The organism is Mycobacterium sp. 1245111.1 (genome assembly GCF_001673405.1).
Classification (GTDB): domain Bacteria; phylum Actinomycetota; class Actinomycetes; order Mycobacteriales; family Mycobacteriaceae; genus Mycobacterium.
This window is the reverse complement of record NZ_LZLV01000035.1, coordinates 42,407-55,896: the sequence shown is the minus strand read 5'-3', so window position 1 is coordinate 55,896 and position 13,490 is coordinate 42,407. Positions and strand designations below refer to the sequence as shown.

The window sequence follows — 13,490 nt, the reverse complement described above, 5'->3', positions numbered from 1 at the left end:
ACCGTGGCCAGACGTTGAAGACGCCTACCTGCGCGCCTGGGAGTTTCGACCGACCCGCGCCGAGGCGCTGCACGCCATCGCCTTTCGGTGCCGCAGCGAGCAGCGCTACTGGCTCGGTTACCACTTCGCCCAGCGCGCCGCAGCAATTCCATTTCCCAACGAGGACCTCTATGTCCTCGGATACTTCGCGGAGATTTACTCCTGGCGCGCAACCGATGAGCAGGCGGTGTGTGCTTCCTGGGTCGGTCAGCACGCCGAGGCGTTCACGCTGTGCCGGCGCCTGCTGGCCCAACCCGACATCCCCGACCCGGATCGGCAACGCATCGCGGCCAACCGCGACCTTTTGGTGCCAGCCATGATCGAAGCGGCCGCGCCGTATCCCGACGCCCTGGTGCAGTCATTGACCGCTGGGACCGATGCGGCCGACGTCACCGTCAGCCTGATCGCCGGACCGGACCCCCGGAGCGCCGAACAAACCATCAACTCATTTCTGAACTGCTGCCTCGACGTCACACGGGTCGGTCGCTTCCTAGTGCTCGACACCGGCCTATCCGCACCCGACCGCGCGTTGCTGCAGGAACGCTACGCGTTCCTCGAGTTCGCCCATTCCGTCCCCAGGGGCAAGCCCGCCGCTCAGCTGGCGGCGCTGCGCGTTCAGATCGACGGACGGTTCTGGCTACACCTGGGCGAAGGCTGGCGGTTTTTTGCCTCCGAGAACTACATCACCCGCCTGACCGCGGTGCTCGACGCCGAACCGCAAGTGTTTCAAGTGGGCATAAACCTCGCCGACGCGGTCAAACTGACCGGCGCCTGCGCCGTCGAGCAGGCGATACGCCGGGCACCCGACGCCGGCCGCTACACCCTGACCGAGGCGATGGCCCGCGGCCCGGCGATGTTCGACACCGCACGCCTGGATCAGGCCATCGGTGCGCAGAACAGTGACCCCGCCGAGCGTGGACGACCGGCCGCCGGCACGGGACTGCGCACCGCCAGCCTCGACGAAGTGCTCTGCATCTCCGGTGCCGCGCGATGATCCTCGACCACATGCACAGCACACCCACGGCTTGCCGAGGTCGTATCCCTCGAATCCGGCGCGAGCGCGGTTGCTACTTCGGGTGAGGCGGCGACGGACATTTGCCTTCAGCGTTGGCCGAACTCAAGGTGACAAGTGCCGCCTGCAGTGTCCCGCCCCCATTTTTGGTTCCCAGTGCGGTGATGCACTTGCCTTGCGAGACGGCCTGCGAAGTTGCGGGGACACCCTTGGTGTAATCCGTCTTGTCGGTGACCGTCACAGCGGTTTGAGACGGGTTGCCATTGGCGTCGACGTCGTCGACTTTAATGTTGTTCCCCTCGACAGCAGCAACCGTGCCCACCGCCAGGAAATTTTGGTCAGGGCCCGGGGCGCCGGGCGAACCGGCTGCTGCGGGCTTCGGTTGCGGGCACTTGCCGTCACCCCCGGGCGGGCTCAGCTGCACGGCTAGGGCCGTGGCCGGGCCACCAGGTTTGGCAATCACTCTCACGCAGTTGCCGACAGCCACATCGGTAACCTGCGCCTTCGAGTATTCGGTGACTTTGGCCGAGGGGCCGAGGTCGACGGTGGCCGTCCCACTGGTCTCGGTGACCTGGACTGCGCTGCCGGACACCGACGCTACCTGGCCCTGAACCGAGTCTTTGTGTTTGCCCTTGGCGACCGCCGTCGTCGAGGTAGCTGGAGGCTTCTTCTCATCGTGCGACTTGCTGCACGCACCCAAGGACAGCGCGGTGGCGCTCGCGACCGCGAGGATCGCGAATCCGGCCAGCCGGGCGGGCTTGAAAGTTAATTGCATCGAAAACCTTTCAAATTGTTCGGCCGCTTTGGCCAAGTCGGCTAAGTGACCGTTCGGCCGGAGGCGGAACTGAGTACCGCGATGGCTGGGCCCTACATTACTGCGTTTTTTGCGCAAACGAGCCGAATCGTCCGACTGACCGGACACGGCGAAGCCGCCCGGCGCTGGCAGGTCACCTTGTGAGGATGTACTTGTGAGGATGCAATTGCCAGGCGGCGCTATTCGACCGATTGGGCTGGCAATGCCTACAGAAAGTCGTAAGCGCGTTCCCTGCCGCGCGTAGCGTCGTCGCAATGGGAACATTGTCTCTATTGGGCCCGCCGGATTCTTACGGAATTGTCGCCGCGGCGTCGCACGAGTTCTGCGCAGGCACGTTGCGGTGATCGATCCTGACGAGACCCAAGCTGCTCCAGATCGGGATGATCGGACGGAGCAAAGCATGGAGGTATCGCAGAGTCAGGATGAGCCGCGTACAGCAGCGTTGACGTCTTCGCAAGACGATTCCGACGACATCGTCCCCGACATCTATCACCGCTCCGTCTGGCATCGCATAAAGGAGGCAGCAGGATTCAGCTTGCTACTGATCCTGTTCCTCGGCGGAACCGCGGTGACATTCCTCAACGTCGCCAGACATCCGCCGCGGCCGCCTGTGCAATCAAGCGTGAAGGGGCCGATCGACGGCACTTACCGCATAGACCGATATCAGGGCGAACTCACCACTCGCGCGCCAGACGAGAAAATTTCAGCCGCTGGGCCGAAAAGCGGCATTGTCGAAACACAATGGTGGGCTTTCCAATCGGCCTGCCCTCCGCCATCGTGCATCGCGGTAGCGACACGGCTCGACGACACCACCCACACTCAGATCGCGGCCCGTCTAGCTCCGGGCCAGGCTGAGAACAAGGGTATTCAATCGCTTCGTTTGGTCAACGGGAAGTGGGTCAGTGATCCGCCTAACCGCATGCCGCAGGATTGTGCAGCCGGTAAGCCGGGACGTGACATGTGGCGCCTCACAATGGAATTGACTCAGCTCGCCGACGGCACACTCAAGGGTCAGGAATCCGATTTGATTGAATCGAACGAATGTGGCCGCGCCGGCACTGTGGTGACGACACCGGTTGTGGCGACGCGCATTGGCGATTTACCCACCGGGCTTACACCGCTGAAAACTAAATAGGGCCACCGCGAATCCGCTCGTTGAGCGTTGCTACCTCGGTAGCGATCGAGCTCCAATAACTCGCTTCACTTAAGTCGCGAAATACCGCGCTAGCTCTTGGAGCACGACTTGTCTGACTACACGGCGCAATTGTTCGGCATCGCCGCCAGCGAGTCGAGTGAGCGGCCCGCGAAAGATGCAGACCTTGGCCGGAAGCATTCCGCCGGCTCCGAAGAGCGACCCTCTTGCGGCCCTCGGCATGCCGCTGTATCGGCCGAGCGACCGCCCGTCGAGAGGCTCGTCCTCGATCACGATCGCCACATTGCTCACTTCCGCACGAAGATCGGCCGGCAAAGAACTCAGCGCCTCGTCGATCGCCTCTTCGAAAGGATCGTCGAGATCCGGCTTGCTGTGTTTGCCCACTCGCGCAACGATGCCACGCCTAGCTGTACTGCTCTGGCAGGTTGGCTGAGGAAGTCCGGCGACTCGCCGCCGCGGTCGTCGATGGCGAAGGTGTCCCCTTGTTGAGTGGAACTGCTACCACTTCACCTCCACGGGCGAGAGAACCAATCCGCGTCTTACCTGAGAAAAAACCCTGTCGAAAACCAACTATTCTCAGGCCTAGCTCAGTTACTCTGTCCGGAATATTGGAACTTTCGTCCAAGGAGTAGCGGTGAAGAGCCTGAACAGCATCTTCACGACCTGACCCGGGGGGAGGCGGATGCTCCGGCGGGTCTTCCCGCCGGAGCATTTCGCGTCAGGCCCCGATCGCGACCAGGCAATCCCGCGCGATCGCCAACTCCTCGTTGGTGGGGACCACCAGCACAGCGACCGGCGAATCATCGGTGGAGATACGCCGAGGGCCCTCGGCGTGCTCGACATTTCGCTGCTCGTCGATCTGGATGCCCAAGCCTTCGAGGCCGCTCAGCGCGTCCAAGCGCACCGCGGCGGCGTTCTCCCCGACGCCCGCGGTAAAGCTGATCACGTCGGTATGGCCCAAAATCGCCAGGTACCCGCCGACATATTTGCGCAGCCGGTGAATGAACACGTCGTAGGCCAATTGCGCTGCGCTATCGCCCGATTCGATCAACGCGCGCAGTCGGCGGAAATCCCGCTCGCCGGCCAGCCCGAGCAGGCCGGAGCGATGGTTGAGCATCGACTCGATGTCGTCGACACTCATGTCGGCCTGGCGGTGCAGGAAGCTGACGATGCCCGGATCGATGTCGCCACTGCGGGTGCCCATCACCAGGCCCTCCAACGGGGTCAGACCCATCGAGGTGTCGACGGGTCGGCCACCGGAGATCGCCGAGGCGGACGCACCGTTACCCAGATGCAGCACAATCTGATTCACCCGCTCCCAGCGCAGACCCAGGAATGCGGCGGCCTGCTCGCTGACGTAGCGATGGGAGGTGCCGTGAAATCCATACCGCCGGATATGCCACCTCTCCGCGAGCTCGCGATCGATCGCATAGGTCGCGGCGGCGGCGGGGAGGTTGTGGAAGAAAGCGGTGTCGAACACCGCGACGTGCGGCACATCCGACAACATCGTGCGCGCGACCTCGATGCCCTCCAGGGCTGGCGGATTGTGCAGCGGAGCCAGCATCGACAGTTGTTTCAGTTGCGCGACGACCGCGTCGTCGATCACGGTCGGCCGGTAGAAGACCGATCCGCCGTGCACCACCCGGTGTCCCACCGCGACCAGCCCGCAGGCGGCCAGATCAATACCCTCGTCGGACAGCGCCTCGAACGCCGCCTGCAGCGCTGCGCGGTGATCGGCCACCGGCGACCCCGGCTCGCCGATCTGCTCGATGGTGCCGTCCGCCAGCGATTCGCCCGAATCCGGTTCGATCAGTTGATATTTCAACGACGACGAACCGGCGTTCAGCACCAGGACGCGACGGCTCATGAGGCGCCCTGCGCCTGGATCGCGGTGATCGCGACCGTGTTGACGATGTCTTCGACCAGGGCGCCGCGGGACAGGTCGTTGACCGGCTTGTTCAAGCCCTGGAGCACCGGGCCGATCGCGATCGCACCCGCGCTGCGCTGCACCGCCTTGTAGGCGTTGTTGCCGGCGTTCAGGTCAGGGAAGATCAGCACGGTGGCCTTGCCGGCCACCGGCGAGTCCCGCATCTTGGTGGCCGCCACCGAGGGCTCGACGGCCGCGTCGTACTGGATGGGCCCTTCGACCAAAAGCTGCGGGGCCCGGCTACGCACCAATTCGGTTGCCGCCCTGACCTTGTCGACGTCGGCGCCGGTACCGGACGCCCCCGTCGAGTAGGACAGCATGGCCACCCGCGGCTCGATGCCGAACTGCGCCGCCGTCTGCGCGCCGCTGATCGCGATGTCGGCGAGTTGCTCGACCGTCGGGTCGGGAACGATCGCACAATCCCCGTAGGCCAGCACCTGATCGGGCAGGCACATCAGGAAAACACTGGACACCGTCGAGATGCCCGGGGCCGTGCGGATGATCTCGAAGGCTGGTCGAACGGTATGGGCGGTGGTGTGCGATGCCCCGGACACCATCCCGTCGACATGGGAGTTGTGCACCAGCATGGTGCCGAAATACGAGACGTCGTGCATGATCTCGCGGGCCTGCTCGATGGTGACGCCCTTCTTGGCCCGCAACTTGGCGTACTGCTCGGCGAACTGGTCGCCCAACTCACTGGTGCGCGGGTCGTAAACCGTTGCGTCATCGATATTTACGCCGAGCTCGGCCGCGCGGGCGCGGACCTGGCTCTCGTCGCCGAGGATCGTCAGGTCGGCGATGCCGCGCTGCAGGACTCGACCGGCGGACTTGAGGATCCGGTCGTCGTCGCCCTCAGGCAGCACAATGCGCTTGCGATCCGAGCGGGCCCGTTCGCGAAGCTGGTAGGTGAACATCTGTGGCGTGGTCACCTTGGGAATCGGGATCGCCAACTGCGCCAACAGGTCCGCGAGATCCACGTGACTCTCGATCAGCTGCAGCGCGGTGTCGACTTTTCGCTGCGACGTCGCGGTGACCCGGCCGCGGGCCGATCCGACCGCGGTCGCGGTGTCGAAGGTGCCCAGCGTGGTGGCAATGATCGGCAGGCGCAGCCGCAGCCCGGCCACCAGCGCCCCGATCGACGGGTGCAACTCGAAGCCACCGTTGAGGATGATGCACGCCAGCGACGGAAACCCTTCGGCGGCATGGGCGCTCGCCACCGCCAACACCACATCGGAGCGGTCGCCGGGCGTCACCACCGCCGCAGCCTCGTCTAGTCGCTCGAGCACGTGATCGGCCGTCATGCCGGCCACCACCACGCCCATCACTTCGCGGTTCATCAGCGCCGCCTCACCGCTGACCAGGGTGCCGTTCACGGCGGCCTGCAGATCGGCGACCGTCGGCGCGACCAACAACGGTTCGTCGGGCACGGCATAGGTCTTTGGTGCAAGCGGCCGCAGCGCATCGGTGATCGCGCTCAATTGCGTTGGCTCGCAACGGTTGGCCACCACGGCAGCGGTGTGGGCATGCTGTGTGTTCAGTTCGGCCAGACAAACCTCGACCGCATGCACGACTTGGTCGACGCTGCGGTCCTTGGCCCGCAGGGCCAGCACCACCGGCGCGCCGAGGTTGACCGCGATGCGCGCGTTGACACTCAACTCGACCGGGCTCGCGACGTCGGTGTAGTCGCTGCCGACGACGACAACCGCGTCGCACTTGTCGGCCACCGCGTGATAGCGCTCGACGATGTCGTCGATGGCGGCGTCGCGGTCGGCATGCAGCTGCTGGTAGCCCACACCGATACACCGCTCGTAGGGCAGGCCCGCGGTGCTGTGCGCCAGCAGCAGCTCCAGGATGTAGTCGCGGTCGCCACCGTCGGCGCGTGTAATCGGCCGGAACACACCGACTTTGGCGACGGTGGCGGCCAGCCGATGCAGAATCCCCAGCGCGATCGTGGACTTGCCGCTGTCGCCCTCGGCTGCGGCTATGTAGATCGCGGACACGTTAGCCCAGTCGCCGGAGCCTTGGCTCGAGATCCTTCTGGAACAGCTCCAAGAAGCGGCGCTGGTCCTGCCGAGGGTCGTGGAACACCAGGTGGTTGAGGCCCCAGTCGACGTAGTCCTTGACCTTCTCGACGGCCTCGTCGGGATCCGACGCGACGATCCAGCGCTTGGCGACCTGTTCGATCGGCAGCGCGTCGGCGGCCTTCTCCATCTCGATCGGGTCGTTGATGCTGTGCTTCTGCTCGGCGGTCAGCGACAGCGGCGCCCAGAATCGCGTGTTCTCCAGCGCCAGCTTCGGATCTGGGTCGTAGGAGATCTTGATCTCGATCATCCGGTCAATGTCGTCGGGGTTCTTGCCGGCGGCCTCGGCGCCCTCACGCATGGCGGGAATCAGCTTGTCCTTGTACAGCTCTTCGCCTTTGCCGGAGGTGCAGATGAAGCCGTCGCCCGCGCGGCCGGCGTACTTGGCAACCTGCGGCCCGCCCGCGGCGATATAGATCGGGATGCCGCCCTCGGGCACGTCATAGATCGAGGCGCCCTTGGTGTTGTAGTACTCGCCCTCGAAGTCGACGCGGTCGCCCAGCCACAACTCGCGCATGAGCCGGACCGCCTCGCGCAGCCGCGCGTAACGCTCCTTGAACTCCGGCCACTCCCCCTCGTACCCGGTGGCAATCTCGTTGAGTGCCTCACCGGTGCCGATGCCGAGGAAGATCCGGTCCGGATACAGGCAGCCCATGGTCGCGAACGCCTGCGCGATGACGGCCGGGTTGTAGCGGAAGGTCGGGGTCAGCACCGACGTGCCGAGCTGCAACCGCTTGGTGCGCTCACCGACCGCCGTCATCCAGGCCAGCGAGAACGGCGCGTGCCCGCCCTCGTGGCGCCACGGCTGGAAGTGGTCGCTGACCGTTGCGCTGTCCATGCCATGCGCTTCGGCGGCGACCGCCAGCTCGACGAGTTCCCGCGGGGCGAACTGCTCCGCCGACGCCTTGTATCCAAGTTTGAGTTCAGCCACGTTGTCGTTTCTACTCCACGCCTAGACTTCGCCACATGGCAGCGGTGTTGAAAGCGGTCACCGAACACGTGCACCTCGCCCAGGGCGGGGCGGTCAACTGGACGCTCGTCACCGACGAGCGTGGGGTCATGCTCATCGACGCCGGGTATCCGGGCGACCGCGACCACGTGCTGGCCTCGCTGAGTCAGCTGGGCTACCAGCCTGGCGATGTGCGCGCGATCCTGCTCACCCACGCCCACATCGACCACCTGGGCTCGGCCATCTGGTTCGCCAAAACCCACGGCACGCCCGTCTACTGTCACGCTGACGAGGTCGGCCACGCCAAACGGGAGTACCTGGAGCAGGCGTCGCCGATCGATGTCGCGATGAACATCTGGCGGCCCCGGTGGGCGCGGTGGACCGCACACCTCATCCGCGACGGCGGCCTGAGCCGCGAAGGCATCCCGACCACCCAGCCGCTCACCGTCGACGTGGCCGCGGCGTTGCCCGGCAACCCGATGGCCATCCCGACCCCGGGGCACACCGGCGGCCACTGCTCATACGTCGTCGACGGCGCACTCATCAGCGGCGACGCCCTGGTGACCGGACATCCCCTGCTGGCCAAGAGCGGCCCGCAACTGCTACCCGAGTTGTTCAGCCACGACCAGGACGGCTGCATCCGCAGCCTGGCGGCACTGGCCCTGCTGGACACCGAGATTCTGGTGCCCGGCCACGGGGATCTGTGGCGAGGTCCGATCCGCGAAGCCACCCAGCAAGCGACCGCGCTGGCGCAGTAATTGGTCACAATCGGGTCACGTCCGGATCAGAGGTCGTTAAGAGACGCCCGCGGATTCTAAGAATCCGGCGCCTAAACCGCCTCAATTGCCACTTACTTCACACCGATTACCCGAAGCGCCTATCTCGCAACGGTTTCCGCTCGCCACGCTTCACGTATGTTGGGTGTCGGGTCTCGGCAACCTGTCATCACAGTGCGATTTCAAGGACTCAATCAAATGATGAAATTCAGTGGTAAGAACGCGCGCCGAAACGTCGTCGGTTGCTCTCTTCTCGCCGGGCTGGCTGCGAGCGCGATCGCCGCACCGGCAGCGTGGGCAGCGCCTGACTGCAGCCCCGCAGGCGTCTCCAACACAGTCAGTTCGGTGACGGGCTCGGCCACCCAGTACCTGGGTAACCACCCGGGCGCCAACGCGGTGGTGTCGGCAGCGCGGAATGAGCCTCGTGGGCAGGCGGCCACGGATCTGCGCAACTACTTCACTGCGCACCCGCAGGAATATGTGGAGTTGCGAGGCATTCTCGCGCCGATCGGCGACACCCAGCGCCAGTGCAACACCTCGGTGCTGTCGCCGGATCTGCAGTCGGCCTACGACGAGTTCATGGCGGGGTAGTCGGTTCAGGGTCGAGATCGACGTCGGCGTGAGGAAGTTCGAGTAGGAATCACGCTGGCGTCGATTTCGGCGTTACAACTCGGCCAGCCCTAAGTGCTCGCGCAGCGTGGTGCCGCTGTATTCGGTACGGAATCCCGACCGTTCCTGCAGCAGCGGCACCACGTTGTCGACGAAGTCGTCGAGACCATGCGGCGTCAGGTGCGGCACGAAGATGAATCCGTCGCAGGCGTCGGCCTGGATGTAGCGGTCGATCTCGGCGGCGACGTGCTCGGCGGTGCCGACGAACTGCTCCCGACTGGAGACCGCGATGATCAGCTCACGGATCGAAAGGTTCTCGGCCTCAGCACGTTCGCGGTAGCGGCGGGCCACCTCGACCGGGTCGCCGTGCCGGACCCGACCCTGGGTGATGCTGGTGTCGCCGGTCGGATCGTCCTGGGGCAGCGGGCCGTCCGGGTCGTAATCGGAAAGGTCACGGCCCCATACCTGTTCGAGCATCGCGATCGCGGTCGGGCCGCTGACCTGTTGGTGCCGGATGTACTGCGCCTTGTCGGCGGCCTCTTCGGCCGTGTCCCCGAGTACGAACGTCGCGGCCGGAAACACCTTGAGCCCATCGGGGTTTCGCCCGAACGAGGCCGCGCGGCTCTTCACGTCGGCGTAATAGCGCTGCCCGTCTTCCAGCGACCCATGCAGGGTGAACAGCGCATCGGCGTAATGAGCGCCGAAGTTGCGTCCCTCATGGGAGTCACCGGCCTGCAACAGGATTGGATGCCCCTGCGGTCCGCCGGGCAGTGTCGCGACCCCGCGCACGTCGAACTGTGGGCCGTGATGCTCGACGACCGCTATCCGGTCGGGGTCGGCGTAGATTCCGGCGTGGAGGTCGGCCCGCACGGCGTCGGAAGCCCAACTGTCCCAGAATTCGCGGGTGACCGTGAGGAACTCTTCGGCCCGCGAATAACGGTCGGCGTGGTCGAGAAAGCCACCGGGTCGGAAGTTTTCGCCGGTGAACGCATCCGACGAGGTGACGATGTTCCAGCCGGCCCGGCCGTCGGACAGGTGGTCCAGGGTGGCGAATTGCCGTGCCACTTCGAAGGGTTCGTTGAAGGTGGTGTTGATCGTGCCGGTCAGCCCGAGCCGGTCGGTGACAGCGGCCAGCGCCGCCAGCACCGTGAACGTGTCCGGCCGGCCCACCACGTCGAGGTCGTAGATCTCACCGCGGTGCTCACGCAGTCTCAGGCCCTCGGCGAGAAAGAAGAAGTCGAACAGCCCGCGCTCGGCGGTGCGGGCCATGTGCACGAACGACTCGAATTCGATCTGGCTGCCCGACCGCGGATCGGTCCACACCGTGGTGCTGTTGACCCCCGGAAAATGCGCGGCCAAGTGAATGGGCTTGCGGTGCTTACCCTCTCGGACGCTCATCGGCCGATACCCCACCGCTTGGCGAGCAGCTCGTGTGAGCGCAACCGGGTCTGGTGGTCGTGGGTCACCGAGGTGATCACCAGTTCGTCGGCGCCGCTGAGACGCTGCAGTGCGGACAGCCGCTCGGCGACCTCGTCGGGGTCGCCGACGAATTGCGTCTCCAGCCGGTCCTTGACCACCGGTAGCTGCTCCTCGGTCACCGGTTTCGAATCACCGGGGGCCGGGTAGGGCACCGCACCCACCCCGGTGCGTATCGAGTACACCCACTGCCCGTACCCGGACGCGAGTTCCTGTGCGGTGGAACTGTCATCGGCGACGACGACGTCAGCGGACACCACGACGTATGGCTCCTGCAGCGCCGCCGACGGAACGAACGTCTCGCGGTAGGCCTCGATGGCTTCCAGTGCGGTCGCCGGCGTGATGTGGTAGCTGGCGACGAACGGCAGTCCGTGCGCGCCGGCCAGCCGTCCGCTTTGACCACGGGTGCTCCCAAAGATCCACGGCACCAACCCCGATCGCTCGCCCGGCACGGCATGCACGTCGAATCCCCCGGCCTGGTAGGTGCCGTCGAGCATCGCGAGGATGTCGGCCAGTTGGTCGGCGAAGTCGGGGGCGACGGCCTGCGGCTGCTGCAGAATCTCCATCGTCGCCATCACGCGTTCGGTGTCGAGCAGACCCTTCAGGTCGAACGGCAGCGGGAGCACCACACCGTCGATCTCACGCCACACCCGCGGCGGACGGTTCTTGGTCGACGGGCGCTTCGGTTTGAACCCGGTGTCGCGGCGTTGCCCGCGGCCGAGGCCGAGGTCGATGCGGCCCGGGTAGAACGCCTCGAGCATCCCGAAGCTTTCGACCACCGCGGCGGCGGTGGTGTGGCTCAACTGGACTGCGGCCGAGCCGACCCGAATTGTGTTGGTAGCGGCGGCGATCTGTCCGATCAGCACGGCCGGCGCGGAGCTGGCTACCCCGACGAAGTGGTGCTCGGCGATCCAGAATCGGCGATACCCCCAGCGCTCGGCGTGCTGCGCGAGATCGATTGTGTTGTGCAGCGCCGTGGTGGCGTCGCTGCCGGCGCTGATCGGCGACAGATCCAGGACCGAAAGCGGAACGGTAGTCACGTCACCTCCGCGTACCGGTTGGGCGCGACAGGCAGGCCGAGTCGTTGCCGCAATGTCTCACCGTGCGTGTAGTCCGTGCGAAACCGGTTGGCCCGCTGGAGCAGTGGGACCACCTCGTCGACGATCACCGGGAGGTCGGTGGCGTTGACCGCGGGCCGCAGCCGCACGCCGTCGATGCCGCGCTGCTGCCAGCCCAACACCAGGTCCACCACATCGGACGGGCTACCGTCGAATATCACTGCGTCCGAGCCGAACTCGGTGTCACCGCCAAATGTCACCACCACATCGGCGTAGACCTTCAGGTGCTGCCCGCCGGCAGCCTTGACGTCGTCACGGATGGCATCGAGTGACGCGTTGTCGGTCGGTGTGATAAAGACCAGATCGGCACTGGTTGCCGCGAACTCGTAGATGCGAGGGCCGTGGGCCAGAGCGGCCACCACAGGCTGCCCCTGCGGCGGGCGCGGGGTGATCGAGGGGCCTTTCACCGAAAAGTGTTTGCCGCGGAAATCGATGTAGTGCAGCTTCTTTCGGTCGATGTAGCGTGCGGTCGCGGCGTCGCGGATGATCGCGTCGTCCTCCCAGCTGTCCCATAATCGGCGCACCACCTCGACGGCCTCGGCGGCCTCGTCGAACAGGTCCTCGCCATCGGTGGGCGCTTCGCGACGCCCGAACAGGGCCGCCTCGTGCGCCGTCGAACTCACCCGCGGCTGCCAGCCGGCGCGTCCGTGGGATACGTGGTCCAGCGTGGCGATGGCCTTGGAGACGTGGAACGGTTCGGTGTGGGTGACGGTGGCCACCGGGATCAGCCCGATGTGCTTGGTGACCGGTGCGATCCGCGCGGCGACCAGCACGGCATCGGCACGGCCGGCCAGCCGCCGTGGGCTGATCGCCGCACTGCGTCCGGGCTGCGGCGTCAGCGCGTCGTCGATGGTGAGGAAGTCGAGCAGGCCGCGCTCCGCGGTGGCGGCCAGCTGGGCCCAATACCGGCCGGACAGCACCGATTCCGTGGTGGGATCGGCGGCGAGCGTGGTGCGCCACGCCTGTCGGTGCCAGCCGTATCCGTCGAGGGCCACGCCGACGTGCAGTTGGTCAGTCACGGCAGATCCTTGACGAACGCGATCGGGAAGACCGGTCCGACCGACGGCAGCGGCTCTGGAAGCCGGGTGTAACCGGCCGCCTCGTAGAGCGCCTCGGCTTCCGGTTGCCGGTTGCCGGTCGTCAGATACACCCGACGGTAGCCCCGCCGCGCGATGACGCTTTCCAGTTCGGCCAGCAGTGCCGAGGCATAACCACTGCGACGATGCTGCCGATCGGTCCAGATCCGCTTGAGCTCGGCCGTCTGCGCGTCGAACCGCTGGAAGGCGCCCCCGGTGACCGGCACCCCGTCCACCTCTCCGATCAGAAAGCCGCCGTCGGGTGGCGCGAATTCGGAGGTAGGCACCGACTTCATCCAGGCGACGACGGTCGGCACGGTGGCTTCGTAGCGTTGCGCGTATTCGACCGCCAACTGGTCCAGCAGGGGTTGGGCCCTGGGATCGTCCGCGGTCACCGCGACAAAACGGACCTGCTGCGCGGCGGCGGGTTGGCTGGCTGGGGGCATCACTACATTTCTAA

12 protein-coding genes and 1 pseudogene are annotated in these 13,490 nt (G+C 65.8%); 4 read left to right on the top strand and 9 right to left on the bottom strand.

The features are described from left to right. Positions 1 to 1,033 (top strand): annotated as a pseudogene (locus tag A5658_RS28405) (glycosyl transferase); the annotation flags it as partial. Between the two features lie 73 nt (positions 1,034 to 1,106). On the opposite strand, the gene A5658_RS07660 reads toward A5658_RS28405, so the two are convergent. Further along, positions 1,107 to 1,826, bottom strand: a complete 720-nt coding sequence (locus tag A5658_RS07660) for a hypothetical protein (protein WP_156751318.1) — start codon at positions 1,824 to 1,826, stop codon at positions 1,107 to 1,109. A gap of 379 nt (positions 1,827 to 2,205) precedes the next feature. Between A5658_RS07660 and A5658_RS07655 the strand changes: the two genes are divergently transcribed. Further along, positions 2,206 to 3,000, top strand: a complete 795-nt coding sequence (locus A5658_RS07655; RefSeq protein ID WP_156751317.1) for a hypothetical protein — start codon at positions 2,206 to 2,208, stop codon at positions 2,998 to 3,000. A 69-nt stretch (positions 3,001 to 3,069) separates the two neighbouring features. Here A5658_RS07655 and A5658_RS07650 read toward each other — a convergent pair whose 3' ends face one another. From A5658_RS07650 to fgd, 4 genes are all read right to left on the bottom strand, one after another. After that, a complete protein-coding gene (locus tag A5658_RS07650; protein WP_231997243.1) occupies positions 3,070 to 3,402 on the bottom strand; it encodes a metallopeptidase family protein in 333 nt (110 codons plus the stop codon). 334 nt (positions 3,403 to 3,736) lie between these two features. Continuing rightward, the gene (locus A5658_RS07645; RefSeq protein ID WP_067332848.1) at positions 3,737 to 4,885 is read right to left on the bottom strand and encodes an acetate kinase; all 1,149 of its coding nucleotides are present in this window, start codon (positions 4,883 to 4,885) and stop codon (positions 3,737 to 3,739) included. Then, positions 4,882 to 6,978, bottom strand: a complete 2,097-nt coding sequence (gene pta, locus A5658_RS07640; RefSeq protein WP_067332847.1) for a phosphate acetyltransferase — start codon at positions 6,976 to 6,978, stop codon at positions 4,882 to 4,884. The genes A5658_RS07645 and pta overlap by 4 nt, the downstream gene beginning before the upstream one ends. Further along, positions 6,947 to 7,957, bottom strand: a complete 1,011-nt coding sequence (fgd, locus tag A5658_RS07635; protein WP_067332846.1) for a glucose-6-phosphate dehydrogenase (coenzyme-F420) — start codon at positions 7,955 to 7,957, stop codon at positions 6,947 to 6,949. Before fgd ends, pta begins: the two co-directional genes overlap by 32 nt. 35 nt (positions 7,958 to 7,992) lie before the next feature. Between fgd and A5658_RS07630 the strand changes: the two genes are divergently transcribed. Continuing rightward, complete coding sequence (locus tag A5658_RS07630) at positions 7,993 to 8,733, top strand: MBL fold metallo-hydrolase (RefSeq protein WP_067332845.1); 741 nt, start codon at positions 7,993 to 7,995, stop codon at positions 8,731 to 8,733. 219 nt (positions 8,734 to 8,952) lie between these two features. After that, complete coding sequence (locus A5658_RS07625) at positions 8,953 to 9,342, top strand: heme-binding protein (RefSeq protein ID WP_067332859.1); 390 nt, start codon at positions 8,953 to 8,955, stop codon at positions 9,340 to 9,342. Positions 9,343 to 9,414: 72 nt separating this feature from the next. Here A5658_RS07625 and A5658_RS07620 read toward each other — a convergent pair whose 3' ends face one another. Genes A5658_RS07620 through A5658_RS07605 form a run of 4 tightly spaced genes read right to left on the bottom strand, consistent with a single transcriptional unit; the run spans position 9,415 to position 13,476 of the window. Beyond that, on the bottom strand, positions 9,415 to 10,758 hold the full coding sequence (locus A5658_RS07620; RefSeq protein ID WP_067332844.1) for an NtaA/DmoA family FMN-dependent monooxygenase: 1,344 nt from the start codon (positions 10,756 to 10,758) through the stop codon (positions 9,415 to 9,417). Then, positions 10,755 to 11,876, bottom strand: a complete 1,122-nt coding sequence (locus A5658_RS07615; protein ID WP_067332843.1) for an LLM class flavin-dependent oxidoreductase — start codon at positions 11,874 to 11,876, stop codon at positions 10,755 to 10,757. The genes A5658_RS07620 and A5658_RS07615 overlap by 4 nt, the downstream gene beginning before the upstream one ends. Next, on the bottom strand, positions 11,873 to 12,973 hold the full coding sequence (locus A5658_RS07610) for an LLM class flavin-dependent oxidoreductase (RefSeq protein WP_067332842.1): 1,101 nt from the start codon (positions 12,971 to 12,973) through the stop codon (positions 11,873 to 11,875). Before A5658_RS07610 ends, A5658_RS07615 begins: the two co-directional genes overlap by 4 nt. Beyond that, on the bottom strand, positions 12,970 to 13,476 hold the full coding sequence (locus tag A5658_RS07605; RefSeq protein ID WP_067332841.1) for a GNAT family N-acetyltransferase: 507 nt from the start codon (positions 13,474 to 13,476) through the stop codon (positions 12,970 to 12,972). Before A5658_RS07605 ends, A5658_RS07610 begins: the two co-directional genes overlap by 4 nt. Positions 13,477 to 13,490: the final 14 nt, after the last annotated feature.

Coding starts and splice junctions, on each gene's coding strand:
- A5658_RS07660 (WP_156751318.1), bottom strand. CDS start 1,826: ATGCAATTAACTTTCAAGCCCGCCCGGCTGGCCGGATTCGCGATCCTC.
- A5658_RS07620 (WP_067332844.1), bottom strand. CDS start 10,758: ATGAGCGTCCGAGAGGGTAAGCACCGCAAGCCCATTCACTTGGCCGCG.
- A5658_RS07605 (WP_067332841.1), bottom strand. CDS start 13,476: ATGCCCCCAGCCAGCCAACCCGCCGCCGCGCAGCAGGTCCGTTTTGTC.
- A5658_RS07645 (WP_067332848.1), bottom strand. CDS start 4,885: ATGAGCCGTCGCGTCCTGGTGCTGAACGCCGGTTCGTCGTCGTTGAAA.
- A5658_RS07630 (WP_067332845.1), top strand. CDS start 7,993: ATGGCAGCGGTGTTGAAAGCGGTCACCGAACACGTGCACCTCGCCCAG.
- A5658_RS07625 (WP_067332859.1), top strand. CDS start 8,953: ATGAAATTCAGTGGTAAGAACGCGCGCCGAAACGTCGTCGGTTGCTCT.